This window comes from Streptomyces sp. NPDC056061 (genome assembly GCF_042266885.1).
In the GTDB taxonomy this organism is placed as follows: Bacteria; Actinomycetota; Actinomycetes; order Streptomycetales; family Streptomycetaceae; genus Streptomyces.
Genome location: NZ_JBHJWQ010000003.1, coordinates 224,378 through 241,446, shown reverse-complemented (window position 1 = coordinate 241,446; position 17,069 = coordinate 224,378). Strand labels below are relative to the sequence as shown.

Below are 17,069 nucleotides of genomic sequence, written 5' to 3'. Positions count from 1 at the left end.
CGTTTTCCGAACGTCGAACGGCCCCGGAAGTGTGGGCGACTCCTACGGAGAGCGACCTCACGGAGAGCGATTCACCCATTCGGCGGGCATCGTGTTCGACCAGCGAACCGGTCGGCAGCACCGTGTTCTTCAGCCGGCGTTCTGCTCCTCGGCCAGGATCCGGCCGAGGGCCTCCTCCAGGCTGCCCTCGAAGTCACCCAGCGTGCATTCCTGCCCAAGTGGCACGAGCTTGTCGGTACGGTCGAGAAAAGCCACGAGTGGCGCAGTGCCCGCCCTGAACAACGCCCGATCGGCACCCACCTGGAGCCGAATGTGCACGTCGGAAAGCCCCTCGGGCTCGGTCGGCCCGATGTGCACATCGCCGTCACCACTGGGACTGTTGAGGCCGTCGAGCAACAACTCGCGACCGAATGCCCAGGTGACGGGGGCGTCACCAGGCAGATGGAAGGTCATCCGAATCGCATACGGATCACACACTTCGTACCGGAGCTCCACCGGGATCCGGAAAGAGAGCTCCTCGGAGACGAGGAAGCTCATCATGACCTCAGCTTGAACCGACTCGCGCATCGTTCAACCCCGCAGTAGATGAATCTGGCCAGGAATGATCCCCCGTGGCCCTATTGACGCCATCGTGGTGCACGCGATAGCAGATCACAAGGAGTGATTTTTCAGATACTGATAGAGAACACGAACGAACGCAAGAGGTTGGCTACTTCGCCACGTAGTTGTTCGACTGCGGGGAGCAACCTGTCTTCCTGCTCCAGGGGGACCGAAATCGCCATCGCGGCAACGGTGAAACCCGCAGTGATCGGGATGGCCGCACAGACCGTGCCCAGGGCGTACTCCTGCCGCTCGATGACGGGTTCCAACCGCCGCAGCGAGCGCAGCCGATCGAGGAACTCCGCGCGGTCCTTCACCGAGTAGGGGGTCAGCGGGCGAACAGGATGCCGGTCCAGGTGATCCTCACGGGCCTTCTCGTCCAGCTGACTCAGCAGGCACTGGCCGAACGCGTGCGCGTGCCCCGTCTCCCGGAAGGACGCCCACTCGGTCACGGCCGGGGTGGCGGGATCGTCGGCGACCGCGACGAGTTCGATCTCGCCCTCGCGGTAGACCGCGCAGTACACCGGTGCGCCGATGGCGTCGCGCCAGCGCTCCAGCGGCTCCGTCATCCTGCTGCGGCACATCTGCGGCGAGCGTTCGCCGACCAGGCGCTCGGCGGCGGCCCCGAGAAGGAAGACGCCGTTCTCGCGGCGCAGATAGCCCTCGTACGTCAAGGTACGCAGCAGGTGGTAGGCGGTGGGAAGAGGAAGGCCCGCTTCCCTGGCCAATTGTTTCGCGGGCGCCCCGTCCCGATGCGCGCCCACTGCTTCCAGCAGCCTCAGCGCTCGCTGAACCGAACCGATCAGCGTCGGCGCAGCAGTGTTCGGTGCCGTGGTCAATGGTCACCCCCAGGCATGGTGACGGGCGGTCAGCCCGCCTGTGGGGGCCGCCCCCACAGGCCGCCGCATCACCGGAATCCGGAGGCCGAACACCGCTCAATCCACTGGTCAGTATGGTGGCGGGCTTTGATTCCCAGGTGGCGGCAGCAGAATGCCACCATATCTGCCATGCTCCCGAGGGGTGTCTTTTTGTCCTGCGCTTAGCCCGGCCGGCCTAATGCCGGACTGATTATAGATCGTCCTACCAACCGCCTCGCGAGGACGACATGAACTTGCGCACGACGAAGACGAGTCCGCCGACGAGGATCACGAAGACCAAAATCTTGAAGACCAGGCCGATCACGAACCCGACCACGCTGGCAATCAGACCGCCGAACACGACGATCGCGATGACCGGCACCGCAATCCACTTCACCCACCAGGGCATCCCCGCGAATATCTCCCGCACGGCCATCGTCCTTGCCTCGTCTCTTGAGTCGCTCTTCCGATACCTCGATGCTAGGGGCGCGGAGGGGTGCGAGGGAGATTTCCCATCCCTTGTCCTCCCCTGATCGTCCCCCTAGGGATCCCTGGCACCGGGCCCCGTCGGGTCCCTGCCGGATTCCCGTCGCAATCACATCGGGTTCCTGTCGTCGGGCTCCGGACTCCGGACTCCGACGGGGTCCGGTTCGGGTACGAGCCCGTCAGCTCTCCGGCGGGGAGAAGACCACCATGACCCTGAGGTCCTCGGTGATGTGGTGGAACTTGTGTGCCACCCCAGCAGGCACGTACACCACGCTGCCTCTTCCCACCTGCGTGGTTTCCATGCCGACCGTGATCGAGGCACGGCCGCTGACGATGAAGTAGACCTCGTCCTCCGCGTGCGGCTGCTGCGGGTCGAGCTCGCCGGCGTCCAGCGCGTACAGGCCGACGGACATATTCCGTTCCTTGACGAACTGCAGATACGCACCATTGTTGGCGGCTCGTTCCGCTTCCAGTTCGTCCAGTCTGAATGCCTTCATGGCCTGTCCGCCCCTTGCTCCCTGTGCAGGCCGGTGTCCGCCACCGACCGTGTCTGCCACGATCAGACACATGAAGAATTTCGTAGTCAAGACGATCGCCAACGCAGGTGCGCTGGCCGTGGCCATCTGGCTGCTTCAGGACATCACGCTGGAGGGCGGCAGCACCGGACGCAAGGCGCTCACGCTGATCCTTGTCGCTCTGCTCTTCGGCCTGGTGAACTTCGTGGTCAAGCCGGTCGTGAAGCTGATCGCCCTGCCGCTCTTCATCCTCACGCTGGGGTTGATCACCCTGGTGATCAACGCGCTCATGTTGCTGCTGACCTCCTGGCTGGCCGGTCTGTTCGACCTGAGCTTCCATGTCGAGGGCTTCTGGACCGCCGTGCTCGGCGGCCTGATCATCTCGATCGTGTCGTGGGCACTGAACGTGGTGCTGCCCGACGAGGACTGACAGACCCCCTGTTGAAAGAGTGCGAGGGGACCGGTGGCACGCCGGGAAGGACGACGAGGAACGCGATGAGCACCATGGGTGACGGAACCAGGGCGGTACGGGCCGGGCTGCCCGAGCCGGAGCAATTCGAGCCCACCCTGCCCGGTCCGGTCTTCGCCGCGCACTTCCATCTCTCCGGCGAGCCGACCGGCCCGTACACCTACGGCCGAGACACCAATCCGACCTGGACCCATCTGGAACGCGCCATCGGCGAGCTGGAGGCACCGGGGGAGCCGGTCGAGACCGTCGTCTTCGCCTCCGGCATGGCGGCGATCTCGGCCGTGCTGCTGTCCCGGGCACGCAGCGGCGGCACGGTGGTCCTGCCCGACGACGGATATCAGGCTCTGCCGCTGGTGCGTGATCAGTTGGAGGCGTACGGCGTCGAGGTGCGGACCGCGCCGACCGGCGGCGACGCACAGCTCGCGGTGCTCGAGGGCGCCGGGCTGCTGTGGATCGAGACTCCGTCCAATCCCGGGCTCGACGTCTGCGACGTGCGCCGTCTCGTCGAGGCCGCGCACGCGGTGGGTGCGCTGGTCGCCGTCGACAACACTCTCGCCACCCCGCTCGGCCAGCGCCCCCTGGAGCTGGGGGCCGACTTCTCGGTGGCCAGCGATACCAAGGGCATGACCGGTCACGGGGACATCCTGCTCGGTCACGTGACCTGCCGCGATCCCGGACTGGCGGCAGGGGTCCGGCGCTGGCGCAAGGTCGTGGGCGCGATTCCGGGCCCGATGGAGGCATGGCTCGCACATCGCTCCCTGGCCACGCTGGAACTGCGGATCGACCGGCAGTGCGCCAACGCCCTGGCACTGGCCGAGGCACTGGGCCGCCGTGGGGACGTGACCGGACTGCGGTACCCGGGCCTGCCCACCGACCCCTCGTACCCGCAGGCCGTGCGGCAGATGCGGCGCTTCGGTTCGGTGGTGTCGTTCGTGCTGCCCGGCCGGGAGCGGGCCGAGCGGTTCCTGGCCGAACTGCGGCTTGTCGACGACGCCACAAGTTTCGGCGGTGTGCGTTCCACGGCCGAGCGACGGGGGCGCTGGGGCGGGGATACCGTGCCGGAGGGCTTCATCCGCTTCTCCGTCGGCGCCGAGAACGCGGACGACCTGGTGGCTGACGTGGAACGGGCCCTGGACGCTGCGGCGGGCACGGCCTGATCCGGTCGGCGGGTACGGGCGGTCCGAGCCTCCCCCTCGTGGTTCGGACCGCCCCGGCGCCGTTGAACAACCGCCTCGACAAGGCTAGTTGACTCTCCGTCAGTGTCCAATCACCCGAGCGACAGCGACCTATCGACATATTTATAGTTGTACGGGTCAGACGTGTCGCGGCGATGAGGGGGACAGGACATGGACCTGTCCCTGTTGCGCACCTTCATCACGGTGCACCGGGCCGGCTCCTTCACCAGGGCCGCCGCACTGCTCGGCCTCTCCCAGCCCGCCGTGACCTCGCAGATCCGCGCCCTGGAACGACAGTTGGGCCGTCCGCTCTTCCTCCGAGGGGCGCGAGGGGTGACACCGACGACCACCGGTGACGAACTCGCGCACCGGGCGGCGCCCCATCTGGACGCACTGATCGAGCTGGCCGAGGCCGAACTCGACGAGCGATCGGGCATACGGACACTGCACCTGGCTGGCCCACCGGAGTTCACGTCGGTACGCGCCCTCCCGGCACTCGCACCGCTCATCGCGCGAGGCCTGACGCTGCGCAGTTCGTTCTTCACCGGTGCCGAGGAGACCCTGGAGGGGCTCGCCGCCGGCCATCACGACATGAGCATCACGACGGCCCGGCCCCGCGGCGGACTGCTCACCGCGGTGCCGCTCTGCGACGAGGAACATGTACTGATCGCCGCACCGCGCTGGGCCGGCCGCCTGGAGCCGACGGGTCTGCGGCACAAGGGTCCCGAAGTGCTGGACGGGCTTCCGGTCGTGGAGGTGCACGAAAGCCTGCCGCTCGTCTCGCGCTACTGGGCCACCGTCTTCGACGGCCGGCCCTCCGCGGCCGCGGGGACCGTCGTCGCGCCGGATCTCAGGGCCGTCCTGGAGTGCGCGGCGGCCGGGGCCGGACTTGCCGTGCTTCCTCGCTATCTGTGCGCGGGGGCTCTGGAACGGGGGGAGGTCGTGGCGCTCCTCGATCCCCCCATGCCTCCGTTGCGCACCTACTTCCTGGCCGTGCGCACCGGCACACTGGCGCTGCCGCACATCGCGCGGGCGCACGAGTGGCTGCTGCGGGCCGCAACCGACTGGTGAGGGGCAGGACGTCCCGGCGCCGTCCGAGGGTTTCGGAACCGGTTCGGTGGGCCACGCTCTTGCCATGACCGAACGTCCCGTGGTCAAGCGCACCGCACGCGCCATTCTGCTCGACGGCAACGACCTCGTCCTGATCAAACGCACCAAGCCCGGAGTGGACCCGTACTGGCTCACACCGGGCGGCGGGGTCGAGCCCGAGGACACCACCGTCGTCGACGCCCTGCACCGCGAGCTGGATGAGGAGCTCGGTGCCGAGGTCACCGATGTGGTCCCCTGCTTCGTCGACACCGTCGAGCACATCGAGGGCGGTGGGGTGAAGGGCGTAAAAGTCCAGCACTTCTTCGTCTGCCGGCTGAAGTCGATGGATCTTTCCCTGCGCCATGGTCCCGAGGTCGATGCCCCCTGCGGGGAGTACGAGGTCGTCCGGGTGCCGTTCAGCCGGGTGGGCATCGCCGCCGTCCATCTCGTACCGCTGTCGCTCCGGCACTACCTCGACGGCAATATCGAGGGCGTACGCGCCATGCACGCACCCGACCTGGGCTGACCGCTCCGGTCCTGCGGCGCCACCGGACCGCGGGCCTCAGGACCCGTGTGCCCTACCAGGTTGCACGTGTCACCCGTCAACGACGGCCGCCAGTTCCTCGACGGCGTCATGGCGGATGCGATCGGTCGGCATGCCCATGCTTCTGAGCGCGTCCGCACTGCTGCGGATCATGCCGGGTGGGCCCGAGAGATAGGCGTTGTACTCGCGCCACGGGCCGCATTCACGCACGGCCTCCGACAGCAGCCCCTGCAGACCGCCCTCCCACCCGGGTCGGCCGACCGCGACCACCGGCCGCACCGTGAGCCAGGGGAAGGTCTTCTGGAGGCGCATCATCGTGTCGATCTCGTACAGGTCGTGATCGCTGCGTGCCCCGTAGAGAACCTCCATGGGACGCCGGTCGCCGCGCTCCGCGACGTCCTCGACGAGTGCCTTGATCGGCGCGATGCCCGTGCCGCCGCCCAGGCAGAGCAGGCCGTGATGGGTGGAATGGTCGACCGTCATCGAACCGGTCGGCGGACCGAGGCGCACGACGTCGCCGGGCCGGGCCCGGTGAACCAGCGCGTTGGAGACCCATCCTGCCGGGACCGCCTTGACATGAAAGGTGAGCAGACCGTCGCGGCGGGGTGCCGAGGCGAAGGAGTAGTGACGCCAGACACGGGGCCACCACGGCGTCTCCATCGCCGCGTACTGGCCCGCGACGAAGGGATAGACCTGATCGGGGCGGACGGTGAGAACCGCTATGTCGCGTGTTCTCCGCTCGTGCGAGATGATTTCCGCGTGCCACCATGCCGGGGCCCGTCGCTCGTCCTCGGCAGCCGCGTCGATCATGATCTGTGACATCGCGGTGTAGGCGCGGACCCATGCTCCTTCGGTCTCCTGGTCCCAGACCGTGGTGACATAGCGGCTCAGCGCGCCGAGCAGTGCCTCACCCACAGCGGGGTAGTACGCGGCCAAGGTGCCGTACTTGCGGTGACCGCGGCCCAGCTCCCCGAGGTACTCGGCAAGCGCGGGGGGATCGTCGAACCGGTCCGCCGCGGCGAGGATCGCCCGGAAGAGACGATCGCGCTGCATGTCCATCGCGACCGGAAACAAGGCACGGAGGTCGGGACGCCGGGTGAAGAGCAGGGCGTAGAAGTACGAGGTCGCCTTGTCCGCGACCGGTGAGATCTCGGTCAGCGTGCGATGGATCAGAACCGCATCGGGAGATCTGTCCGTCCCGCCTTCGGTCCACCTGGTGGCCGGAGCATCCATACTGTGCCTCGCCTTGAACGTCTTATGGTCGCCCTGCGTACCCGGACGGCCCGCAACTGCAGCCCACGGGCGCTTTCCGACCCTGCTTGTGGTCGACGGCCGATTTCCTGCCCTTGGTTCCCCGCGGGCTCACATGCCATGAACGCAGACCACTATGAACACGGACCACTATGAGCACGGACCGGACACACGGCGGAGGGGCTGCACATCCGAATCAGCTTTCCCGTTACGCTCCTTTGCCCCGGGACCGGGCCGCGAATCCACCTCGGCCGCGCGCATCCATAAAGATGCGAGCCGCGGAGCCGCCCGCCTGCTGGGAGGCCGGAAGGGAATGCGTGCCGACCGGCCGTCCGACGGCCGCACAGAAGCTGGGCATAATACCAGTACACCGCCAGCAGTTGCGGGTACTCCCGCCGTCGGAAGCCCGGACCCTCTGGTCCCGGCACCGTGTTTCACGTGAAACCACTCACACGTTCCGCCCGCCGGAGCCTCCTCGTCGCACTCGTCGGAGCATCCGTGCGCTGGTCGAGATCGGCCTCGTGATCGCCCCGCCGCTGGCTGCGGTCACGCACCCGTTCGTCTCTGTTCATCACGGCGATCCCCGTGCTCAAGCCTCGAGAACCGACCTGCCGGACCGGGTGGTAATGGGGTGGACACGGTCGCATCCTGTCGGAGAGCCTGACCTGCATGCCTGCGCCACTGTCTCGTCCACTCGCCGAATTGCGAGTACGGCGTCTCACCCCGGCCGATCTGGTCGCCTGTGCCGATCTCTGCGAGGACCGTGGCTGGCCACGTGACGAACACCGATGGGGTCTGCTCCTTGCCGCGGGAACCGGATACGGCATCGATGATCCCGGTGGCGGCCAGGGACTGGCGGCCACGTGCGTGGTGACCTCCTACGGCCCGCGACTGGCCGCCATCGGCATGTTGCTCGTCGCCGAGCGCCATGCGCGACAGGGGATCGCCCGGCACCTGATGCTCCGAATGATCGACGAGGCGGGAGACACACCTCTCAGCCTGTACGCCACGTCAGCAGGACTTCCGCTCTACGAACAACTCGGCTTCGAACCCGTGGCCCGCGCCGAACGGGTCACCGGCCGCTTCGTGCCGGTGAACGGCGGCGAGCACACGGTGGGCGTCCGTCCGGCCACGGCGGAGGACCTGCGCGTACTCGTCCAGCTGGACGCGGAGGTATTCGGTGTCGACCGGACCCATGTCCTCGCCCGGCTGCCCGCCTACGCCGATCAGCTCCGGGTCGCGGAGGACAACGGAAGACTCGTCGGATACGCGGCGGCCTGGCCGAGTGCCCGCACCCAGGTGATCGGCCCATTGATCGCGCCCGACACCCGCACGGCCCAGGCGCTCGTCACGTCCCTCGCCTCGGCATCGGACCTGCCGTTGCGCGCGGACGTCGACGCACGCCACGCGGAACTGCTCGTCTGGCTCAAGGAGCGTGGTCTGCGCACCGACTCCGACACCACCCTGATGACGTACGGCGCCCCGGACCTCCCGGGCGACTGGACTCGTCGCTTCGCCCCGCTGACCGTGGCCATGGGCTGACCGAGGCAGCAGCCCGGCTTCTCGTCCCCGGCGGTCGGAACGGGCCTCCGCGCGATCGGCCGCGCGGACGCGGTCCGCATTCCGACGGGTGACGTCAACGCCGGATCGCAGTGGCCACCGGCCACCGCCGGTTCACCACAGCGGGTGCGGAACGAGCAGGCCGGAGAACGCCTCGGGCCGACAGAGCGAGGTGCGACCGCCCCTGGAAAGGACGGGGCCGGACGGTCCGCCCACCACTCGGGAACGTTCCTGCGCCGCCCGTGTGAGCTGCGTAACCTGCCCATCATGAACGAACTGGAGATACGCACCGCCACTCCGGCCGACATCCCCTCGATCGTGGCCATGCTCGCCGACGACCCACTGGGCGCACAGCGTGAGTCACCGGACGACCTCACTCCGTACCACGCCGCATTCCGACGGCTCGCGGACGACCCCAATCAGCACCTGGTGGTCGCCGTCCGCGAGGGCCGCGCTGTCGGAACTCTGCAACTGACGGTGATCCCGGGGCTTTCCCGGCGCGGCTCGACCCGTGCCGTCATCGAAAGCGTCCGCATTCATGCCGACGCACGCGGAAGCGGACTCGGAACCCACCTGATCACGTGGGCCGTGGAGGAATCCAGGCGCCAGAACTGTCAGCTGGTCCAGCTGACATCCGACGCAACCCGGACCGAGGCCCATCGGTTCTACGAGCAGCTCGGCTTCACCGCCAGCCATCTGGGGTTCAAGCTCTCGCTCTGACCACGGCCCGGGTCCGGCCCGAGCGCTCCCCGCACACCGCATCGGTGGCGAACAGCCGGGCGGGCCCGGACCCGGAACTGCCCTCAGGCCCATCCGTCTTCCGGGCCCGCCCCTGTGGCCACCCCGCTCCTGCGGCCAACCCGGTGGTCACTGCCGCTTCAGCATCCCCCAACCGGTCGTACCCGTTGCGTACCCGTTTCACGTGAAACACAGCGCTCAGGCTTCGAGGCCCCGCCACCCACCGCCGTCCACACCGCCGGGAACAGCTGCCTCGGGATCGTACGGCTTCCGCGTGAAGACGAAGGAGCCCAGGTCGAGATGGTTCACAGTGCCGTCGCCGTTCCGGACGACACGCAGAATCTCTCCCGCGTAATAGCCGTCACGACCTATCCAGGTGCCGTCACGTCGTGCGGTGAATCGGGCGCCACGTCCACTGCCCTGCAAGGGCCGGATCTCCAACCCGCCGTCCGAGGTCAGGCGCAGCACATTCGCCCGTACGCCCCAGTACCAGGGACCGGTCAGCGCGAGAAGCTCCTGGTCCGCCTCGGAAAGCGGGCGCCAGGGCTCCGGGATACGAGGCTCGGCGTCGGCGACGATCTCCACAAGATCGGCGGCGAGAGCGCCGATCAGTGGTCCCGACGTGACGTTGGTCAGAGCGACGGCCGCCACGTCGTCATCGACGCTGAACCACAGGGCTGCGAGGAACCCGGGCAGCGAGCCCGTGTGCCCGTAGAACGTGCGGCCGCCCCTCCGTTCGATCTGAAGGCCCAAGCCGTATACGCCGTCCCAGTCACCGGGCTGAGTCGGTGCGGACGGTTCGCGCATCTGCTCCACCGAGGCCGCGCCAAGCACCCGTTCGTCGCCCTCGGCAAGAAAGACCGCGAAGCGGAGAAGGTCGTCGGTGGTGGACCAGAGCTGGCCGGCCGGGGCCATCAGTCCGAGGTCCTCCGCCGGTTCGGGCAGCATGACATCCGCCCAGGGATGCACCGCCCAGCCACTTGCGTGCGGTGCCTGGGGACGGGGGCTCGTGCGGTGCATTCCCAGCGGCTCAAGAATTTCCCGCCGCAGCACCTCTTCCCAACGTTCCCCGCGCACCCGCTCGATCAGCGTGCCCAGCAGGGTGTAACCCGGGTTCGAGTAGTGGTACCGGTGGCCCGGCGGATGCATCCTCGTTCCCTCACCGAGTACATCGGCCAGCTCGGGACGCAATGCCCCCGGTGTCCTCTCCCACCACGGCGCGGGTGACTCCGCCCCCAGTCCGGCACTGTGGCCCAGGAGTTGATGGATGGTGACATCCCCCACGCCGGTTCCGGGGAGGTGCTTCTCCAACGGGTCCGACAAGTCCAGCAGTCCCTCGTCACGGAGCCGCAGGACCAGCACCGCGGTGAAGGTCTTGGTGAGCGAACCGATCCTGAACTGCGTGTCCGCGTCCGGTGCGTGACCATCCACACAACTCCGGGATCCATTCCAGACGGTCCGCTCCCTCCCCCTCCGCACTGCGGCGACGAGCGAAGGAGTCCGGCCTTCCGACTGTGCGGTGGCAATGCGGTGCATCAGAGCACGCTGTGTACCCGGAAGCAATTGTTCGGCTGAAGAAGTCATGCTCAACAACTACCCGTGAAAGCCGCATTACGACGAACGCATTTCGTCCGGCCTGATGCGACTGGTCACCTGGCGAAATCAGCCCGACAACGGCGAGCCACCCGTGATCGCGCCCGGCAGCTTCGGTCACCTTGCCCAGCCCCCGCGCCGCCTACCCGGGCCTGCGTTCGGGGCGTTGTCGACATGGACCCTGCCGATACCCGCGACCTCGAAGCACGGATGCGCCGTGCCGAGGCCGTGCTCGCCGATGGTCGGCCACACGCACACATCCGTCGTTGTTGCTTCCGCCGCCCCACCGAAGAAATGGCTTGTCGGCACGCGAATCACCCGCCTAAGGTGCTTCGCATGGGTTCCCTGTGACAGTCCCCCGCGGCCGCGTCGAGCTCGGCTCCGCCGTCGCGCGTTCTCATCCGTGATTCCACTCCTCCCGTAATGCCGCCTGCCTGGCGTGCCTCGGAAGGTTCTGACGTGCGCGGATGCGTTCTTCCACCCATGCCGATCGGCCCGGCCGAGAACAGGGGGCTCCATGCTTACCTCACAACTGTCTCTTCAGAACGTCACCCGCCGCTACGACGACCACACCGTGCTGGACGACGTGTCCTTCAGCATCAGTCCTGGCGAGAAGGCCGGCATCATCGGGGACAACGGGGCCGGGAAATCCACCCTGCTGCGGCTGATCGCCGGGCAGGACCGGCCCGATCACGGCGAGTTGACCGTGGTTGCACATGGCGGCTCGGGCCATCTCGCTCAGTCGTTGTCTCTGCCCCCAAAGGCCAGTGTCCAGGACGCGGTGGATGTGGCTCTATCCGATCTGCGCGTCCTGGAAGCACGGATGCGCGACGCCGAAGCCGGGCTCAAGGGCTTGGCGGGGGCGGAGCTCACCGCAGCACTGGACGCCTACGCCCACCTGGTGGCCCGCTACGAGGCGCGTGCCGGCTACGAGGCGGATGCCCGGGTCGACATCGCCCTGCACGGGCTCGGCCTGCCGGGCCTGGCCCGGGACAGACCGCTCGGCACGCTGTCGGGCGGTGAGCGGTCACGACTGTCATTGGCCGCGACCTTGGCATCCCAGCCGGAGCTGTTGCTGCTGGACGAGCCGACCAATGATCTGGACGACCAGGCGGTGGGCTGGCTGGAGGCACACCTGCGGGCGCATCGCGGCACCGTGCTCGCGGTCACCCACGACCGGGTGTTCCTGGAACGGGTCACCACCACGATCCTGGAGGTCGGCGAGGGCAAGGTGACGCGTTACGGCGACGGCTACGACGGATACCTCGCCGCCAAGGCCGCTGAGCGACGCCGCCGTCTGCAGGAGTACACGGACTGGTGCTCCGAACTGGCCCGGAGCCAGAAGTCGGCCGCCACGAACGTGGCACGGTTGGATGCGATCCCTCGCAAGCTGCCGTTCGCCGTGTTCGGCCACGGCGGCTTCCGTTCCCGCGGCCGTGGCCACGGGGCCATGGCCCGTATCCGCAACGCGAAGGAGCGTGTCGAGCGGCTGACGGAAAATCCTGTCGCGCCGCCGCCCGAACCGCTGATGTTCGCCGCCCGGATGACGACCGCCGACGGTCGGACGTCGCAGGCCGCGGCGGAACTCACCGGCATCCGTGTCGAGGACCGGCTGCACGTACCGTCGCTGCGGATCGGCGGCGGGGAAAGGCTGTTGGTCACCGGACCCAACGGGGCCGGAAAGACGACACTGATGCGGGTGCTGGCGGGTGAGCTGCAACCCGATGAGGGAACGGTGCGCACGCGGGGCCGAGTCGGGCACTTGAGACAGGAGGAAACGCCGTGGCCGGCCGGCCTGACAGTCCCGCAAGCGTTCGCCCACGGACGCGCGGGCGACCTGGACGAGCACACGGACCAACTCCTGTCCCTCGGCCTGTTCAGCCCCGCCGACCTGCGCCTGAAAGTGGGCGAGCTGTCCTACGGGCAACGGCGCCGGATCGAACTTGCCCGCCTCGTCAGCGAGCCCGTCGACCTGTTGCTGCTGGACGAGCCCACCAACCACCTGTCCCCCGCCCTGATCGAGGAACTGGAAGGAGCCCTGGCCTGCTACCGAGGCGCGGTCGTCGTCGTCACCCACGACCGCCGCATGCGGAACCGCTTCGCCGGCAGACACCTGGAACTGAACGCCGCCCACATCGCACAGCTTCATGAGGCCGCAGCCGACTAGCCCGCAGTTCGCCTCCGCCACCTCATCCAGCACGGGGCGGCCTTCCGACCGATGCTCTCTTCTGCCCCTCGCCGACCACGACCGGGAGACCGTGCTCCGCGGTATGACCGACTGTCTGAGAGTGATGCCCGGCGACCACACGGAGTCGACAGCGGCGACCCCACCGGCCCTGGCCTTCGCCGAGCCCTTCCACGACGGCCTCACCCCATTCGCCGAACTCGCCGCGGGACAACGACGCCTCCCTCAGACATTGGTGAAGGCAGGTCCCTGGGACGCGTCCGCGTTCGAAGAGGGTCTCAGGAGTCGGCGGCTGCCAGGCTTCCGGGGCGGCCCCTGCGCGTCTACGCGAGCCTTCCGGACGACGGACACGACGACACGACCGGATACATCCGGGGTCGAGCGTTGCCGCTGGTCGAACGGGCAGTTCAAGAATCATCGCTCCGGATCGGTGCCGGGCTGCGGCCACAGGCGTGCAGGCTCTTCCGGTAGACCGTGGAGCTGCGTCGAACCTTCATGCCCACGCGTAGGTACAGGGTGAGCGCGCCGGTGTCGGAGTGCGTGCCGAGCGTGCACGTCCGCCGTCCTTGCCGGTGGAAAGCGCGGAAGGCGTGACACAGCAGCAGGCGGGCGATGCCCTGGTTACGGTGGTCACGGCGAACCGCGACCTGCTCAATGTAGCCCTCACCGGTCTCCGGTAGGTCCAACGCGACCACGGCGCCTACCAGTTGCCCGCCGTCGAACGCCAGGGCAGACATCGCAGGGGCGAATGTGGGGCGTTCGACAGTGTGCCGGGCCCACTCCTGGTAGGGCATGCGCCGCTGCTGCCACTCGTCGAAGGCGTCCTCGATGAGCTGGTGCGCGTTGTGCTCATCGCCCGGGCAGAAGGGTCGGACCGTGATTCCCGCAGAGGGCTCCGGCACCGCGGGCTCATCGGGCATGGCGAACTCCAGCAGCCATTCGGTCACCATCGGCCCATATCCGCGGGAACACAGCAGCGCGACGGCCCCCGCGTCGTCGTCCGGCACGGTCTGGACGATCTGTTCGCTCCCTGCCCGGCGGGCACGGGCTTCGGCCCAGTCCAGGAGCATGGCGCCGAGACCGCGGCCCCGGTGCCGAGGATGGACATCGACCTCAGAGCGCCGGTCCACCCAAGCGCGAGCGGCCAGATGCCCCGTCCGGTCGTGGATCAGCAGGGTGTCCAGCTCCGGGACAAGCCCCGGTCGGGCGAGGACGGCGGTGATGCCGCCGAGGTCGGTCTGCACCCGACCGTACAGCTCACGCTCGCAAGCCGAGACGAGGCGATGAATGGTGCTGATGTCATCGGCTGTCGCTGGGCGTGCCCGGTAGCCGGCAGGCAGCGGTGGCACGAGCTCTGGCATAGGTAGGCACTCCCAGGACATCGAATCTGCCGCGTCCTGGCGACGCCACAGACGCAGGACCGCAGGACCGCAGGACCGCAGCACCGCAGCACCGCAGCACCGCAGCAGTCTTCCGGTCGACCTGGGGCGAATCAAGGGACTTATCCGCGCCGGGCTTCGGATCGCCGTTGGACCGGCACAGCGAACCGGACGGCCCACTCGCGCCCTTGAAGCAGGTTGTCGGGCTGTCTCACGTCATGGCCAGGACTCGTCTCAGGAGGGATGGCGTTTCCTCATGGCCCGCTTCAGGAGTCAGGACGGCCGGGCTGCGATCTGTCGGCGGACCATGTCCCAGACCTCCTGGAACTCCTCGGAGGTCAGTTGCTCCGGGTCGCGGCCTTCCCACTCCGAGACGGGCATTTCTGCGGTGATCCCGAACCTGTTGTCGTACTGGTCGAGGCGGCCTGCATCGTGGGCCTGCTGCCATTCCTTCAGGGAGGCGGCAGCGATCGGGGTCGGTCAAGGGCCTCGCAACTCGATCTGCCGGGTCACCCGGCTTTCGACGTCGACCTCGAAGTAGAACCAGGTGTCTTCCTCGTCCCAGTGGTAGCGCACTCATGTCATGACATGACCACGATGGGACGGGCACACACGAAAACTGACCGTCGCTCCCATCCCCACTCCCGTGGTCGGATTTGCCATCGGCAGCACGATGCTCCCGCTTCAACACACCGACGAGAGCGCACCGGCAACGCCTGCACTCGAACGGGGTGCAGCAGCGACCTGCGAGTCTCAGCTCAGTGTCGGATCCGACTTCGATCCGACATCGACCGTGAGATTCCGACACGAAATCTGAGACCCTACAACAACGGAATCAGGTCTGCGCCATGTCCACAAAGCGTGAATAGTGGCCCTGGAACGCCACGGTGATCGTCGCCGTGGGACCGTTTCGGTGCTTGGCCACGATCAGGTCGGCCTCGCCCGCACGGGGCGACTCCTTCTCGTACGCGTCCTCGCGGTGCAGCAGGATCACCATGTCGGCGTCCTGCTCGATGGACCCCGATTCACGCAGGTCGGACACCATCGGCTTCTTGTCCGTGCGCTGTTCGGGGCCACGGTTCAGCTGGGAGAGCGCGATGACCGGGAGTTGCAGCTCCTTCGCCAGCAGCTTGAGGTTTCGGGACATGTCCGAGACCTCCTGCTGCCGGCTCTCGGCCCGCTTGGAGCCGCCGGACTGCATCAGCTGCAGATAGTCGATGACCACGAGCTTGAGGTCGTTGCGCTGCTTGAGCCGACGGCACTTCGCACGGATCTCCATCATGGAGAGGTTCGGCGAGTCGTCGATGTAGAGAGGGGCAGCCGACACGTCCGGCATCCGGCGGGCCAGTCGCGTCCAGTCGTCGTCGGTCATGGTGCCGGAACGCATGTGGTGCAGCGCGACGCGGGCCTCGGCCGACAGCAGTCGCATGGCGATCTCGTTGCGGCCCATTTCGAGCGAGAAGATCACGCTGGGCAGGTTGCTCTTGATCGAGCAGGCCCGGGCGAAGTCCAGCGCCAGTGTGGACTTACCCATCGCGGGACGGGCGGCGATGACGACCATCTGCCCCGGGTGCAGCCCGTTCGTCAACGCGTCGAGGTCGGTGAAACCGGTCGGCACTCCGGTCATCTCGCCGCTGCGGGACCCGATCGCCTCGATCTCGTCGAGGGCGCCCTCCATGATGTCGCCGAGCGGCAGGTAGTCCTCACTGGTGCGCTGCTCGGTGACGGCGTAGATCTCGGCCTGCGCGGAGTTCACGATGTCGTCGACATCGCCGTCGGCCGCGTATCCCATCTGCGTGATCTTCGTCCCGGCCTCCACGAGCCGCCGCAGAACGGCCCGCTCGTGAACGATCTCCGCGTAGTACGAGGCATTGGCCGCGGTCGGCACGGACTGGACGAGGGTATGCAGATACGGCGCCCCGCCGACCTTGGTGATCTCCCCACGCTTGACCAGTTCGGCCGCCACCGTGATCGGATCGGCAGGCTCGCCCTTGGCGTAGAGGTCCAGGATCGCCTGGTAGACGGTCTCGTGGGCGGGACGATAGAAGTCGTGCCCCTTGATGATCTCCACGACATCGGCGATGGCGTCCTTCGACAGGAGCATGCCGCCCAGGACGGACTGCTCGGCATCGAGATCCTGGGGCGGCACCCGCTCGAACCCCGAGGGGCCGCTCTCCCATCCGTCGTTGTCCCTGCCGCGCTCGTGCTGATCGCCGCGGTCACGACCCTCGCCACGGCGCTGACGGGAAACGGGCAGACGGTCGCCGGGGCCGGTGTCGGCCCAGTCCAAGGGCTCGGGAATGCTCACCGGGCCACCTCCTCCCGTCCGCTCCGCGGACCTCGCCATGCCACTCCTTCTTACGGCACGGCACCGACAAACAGGACGCCCGACTCCGGTTCCGGCGCGTCGAGTTCTACGGGTTTCCAGGGCCGGAACAGGGTGCGGGCGCCGGACCACGGTAGGCCGCTCGGCACCGTCAGCCAATCTGGTTATCCACAGGGCATGTGGACGACAGACCAGATGCTGTGGAGAACCCGCCAGATCCTGTGCACAGAGCAGGGGACAGCACTGTGGACAAATTCATAGCGGCACCCCGATTGATGCCCTGACCTGCAACTTCTCCATCC

At 67.8% G+C, this 17,069-nt stretch carries 14 protein-coding genes and 2 pseudogenes; 7 read left to right on the top strand and 9 right to left on the bottom strand.

What is annotated here, in order from left to right; all coding sequences use genetic code 11:
* Positions 1–129 precede the first annotated feature (129 nt).
* The 4 genes from ACFC79_RS07135 to ACFC79_RS07120 all read right to left on the bottom strand — a co-directional run bounded on the left by ACFC79_RS07135 (position 130) and on the right by ACFC79_RS07120 (position 2,440).
* Positions 130–567, bottom strand: a complete 438-nt coding sequence (locus ACFC79_RS07135) for an SsgA family sporulation/cell division regulator (protein ID WP_376236297.1) — start codon at positions 565–567, stop codon at positions 130–132.
* Positions 568–668: 101 nt separating this feature from the next.
* Complete coding sequence (locus tag ACFC79_RS07130; protein WP_376236294.1) at positions 669–1,439, bottom strand: IclR family transcriptional regulator; 771 nt, start codon at positions 1,437–1,439, stop codon at positions 669–671.
* A 241-nt stretch (positions 1,440–1,680) separates the two neighbouring features.
* Positions 1,681–1,887 carry a DUF5326 family protein gene (locus ACFC79_RS07125; RefSeq protein ID WP_376236292.1) on the bottom strand — a complete coding sequence of 69 codons (207 nt, stop codon included), beginning with the start codon at positions 1,885–1,887 and terminating at the stop codon, positions 1,681–1,683.
* Positions 1,888–2,122: 235 nt separating this feature from the next.
* Complete coding sequence (locus ACFC79_RS07120; RefSeq protein ID WP_376236290.1) at positions 2,123–2,440, bottom strand: cupin domain-containing protein; 318 nt, start codon at positions 2,438–2,440, stop codon at positions 2,123–2,125.
* Between the two features lie 70 nt (positions 2,441–2,510).
* Here ACFC79_RS07120 and ACFC79_RS07115 point away from each other — a divergent pair, with 70 nt between their 5' ends.
* From ACFC79_RS07115 to ACFC79_RS07100, 4 genes are all read left to right on the top strand, one after another.
* On the top strand, positions 2,511–2,888 hold the full coding sequence (locus ACFC79_RS07115) for a phage holin family protein (RefSeq protein ID WP_376236288.1): 378 nt from the start codon (positions 2,511–2,513) through the stop codon (positions 2,886–2,888).
* 65 nt (positions 2,889–2,953) lie between these two features.
* The gene (locus ACFC79_RS07110; protein ID WP_376236286.1) at positions 2,954–4,084 is read left to right on the top strand and encodes a cystathionine gamma-lyase; all 1,131 of its coding nucleotides are present in this window, start codon (positions 2,954–2,956) and stop codon (positions 4,082–4,084) included.
* Between the two features lie 189 nt (positions 4,085–4,273).
* Positions 4,274–5,173 (top strand): LysR family transcriptional regulator, encoded by a 900-nt coding sequence (locus ACFC79_RS07105; RefSeq protein ID WP_376236284.1) that lies wholly within the window; start codon positions 4,274–4,276, stop codon positions 5,171–5,173.
* Between the two features lie 64 nt (positions 5,174–5,237).
* A complete protein-coding gene (locus ACFC79_RS07100; RefSeq protein ID WP_376236282.1) occupies positions 5,238–5,717 on the top strand; it encodes an NUDIX domain-containing protein in 480 nt (159 codons plus the stop codon).
* A gap of 69 nt (positions 5,718–5,786) precedes the next feature.
* Here ACFC79_RS07100 and ACFC79_RS07095 read toward each other — a convergent pair.
* Positions 5,787–6,923: pseudogene (locus tag ACFC79_RS07095) on the bottom strand (FAD-binding oxidoreductase); the annotation flags it as partial.
* A gap of 732 nt (positions 6,924–7,655) precedes the next feature.
* On the opposite strand from ACFC79_RS07095, the gene ACFC79_RS07090 reads away from it, so the two are divergent.
* Both ACFC79_RS07090 and ACFC79_RS07085 read left to right on the top strand, forming a co-directional pair.
* Positions 7,656–8,528, top strand: a complete 873-nt coding sequence (locus tag ACFC79_RS07090; RefSeq protein ID WP_376236279.1) for a GNAT family N-acetyltransferase — start codon at positions 7,656–7,658, stop codon at positions 8,526–8,528.
* Between the two features lie 285 nt (positions 8,529–8,813).
* The gene (locus tag ACFC79_RS07085; protein WP_376236276.1) at positions 8,814–9,266 is read left to right on the top strand and encodes a GNAT family N-acetyltransferase; all 453 of its coding nucleotides are present in this window, start codon (positions 8,814–8,816) and stop codon (positions 9,264–9,266) included.
* A 216-nt stretch (positions 9,267–9,482) separates the two neighbouring features.
* Here the strand turns inward: ACFC79_RS07085 and ACFC79_RS07080 are convergent, their stop codons facing one another.
* Complete coding sequence (locus ACFC79_RS07080; RefSeq protein WP_376236274.1) at positions 9,483–10,868, bottom strand: serine hydrolase domain-containing protein; 1,386 nt, start codon at positions 10,866–10,868, stop codon at positions 9,483–9,485.
* Between the two features lie 526 nt (positions 10,869–11,394).
* Between ACFC79_RS07080 and ACFC79_RS07075 the strand changes: the two genes are divergently transcribed.
* Positions 11,395–13,044: a TlrC/CarA/OleB/SrmB family ABC-F type ribosomal protection protein gene (locus ACFC79_RS07075; protein ID WP_376236272.1), complete on the top strand. Its 1,650-nt coding sequence runs from the start codon at positions 11,395–11,397 to the stop codon at positions 13,042–13,044.
* Positions 13,045–13,469: 425 nt separating this feature from the next.
* Here the strand turns inward: ACFC79_RS07075 and ACFC79_RS07070 are convergent, their stop codons facing one another.
* The 3 genes and pseudogenes from ACFC79_RS07070 to dnaB all read right to left on the bottom strand — a co-directional run bounded on the left by ACFC79_RS07070 (position 13,470) and on the right by dnaB (position 16,749).
* Complete coding sequence (locus ACFC79_RS07070; protein WP_376236269.1) at positions 13,470–14,444, bottom strand: GNAT family N-acetyltransferase; 975 nt, start codon at positions 14,442–14,444, stop codon at positions 13,470–13,472.
* 270 nt (positions 14,445–14,714) lie between these two features.
* Positions 14,715–15,017: pseudogene (locus ACFC79_RS07065) on the bottom strand (hypothetical protein).
* 259 nt (positions 15,018–15,276) lie between these two features.
* Positions 15,277–16,749 carry a replicative DNA helicase gene (gene dnaB / locus ACFC79_RS07060; RefSeq protein WP_376236266.1) on the bottom strand — a complete coding sequence of 491 codons (1,473 nt, stop codon included), beginning with the start codon at positions 16,747–16,749 and terminating at the stop codon, positions 15,277–15,279.
* Between the last annotated feature and the right edge of the window lie 320 nt (positions 16,750–17,069).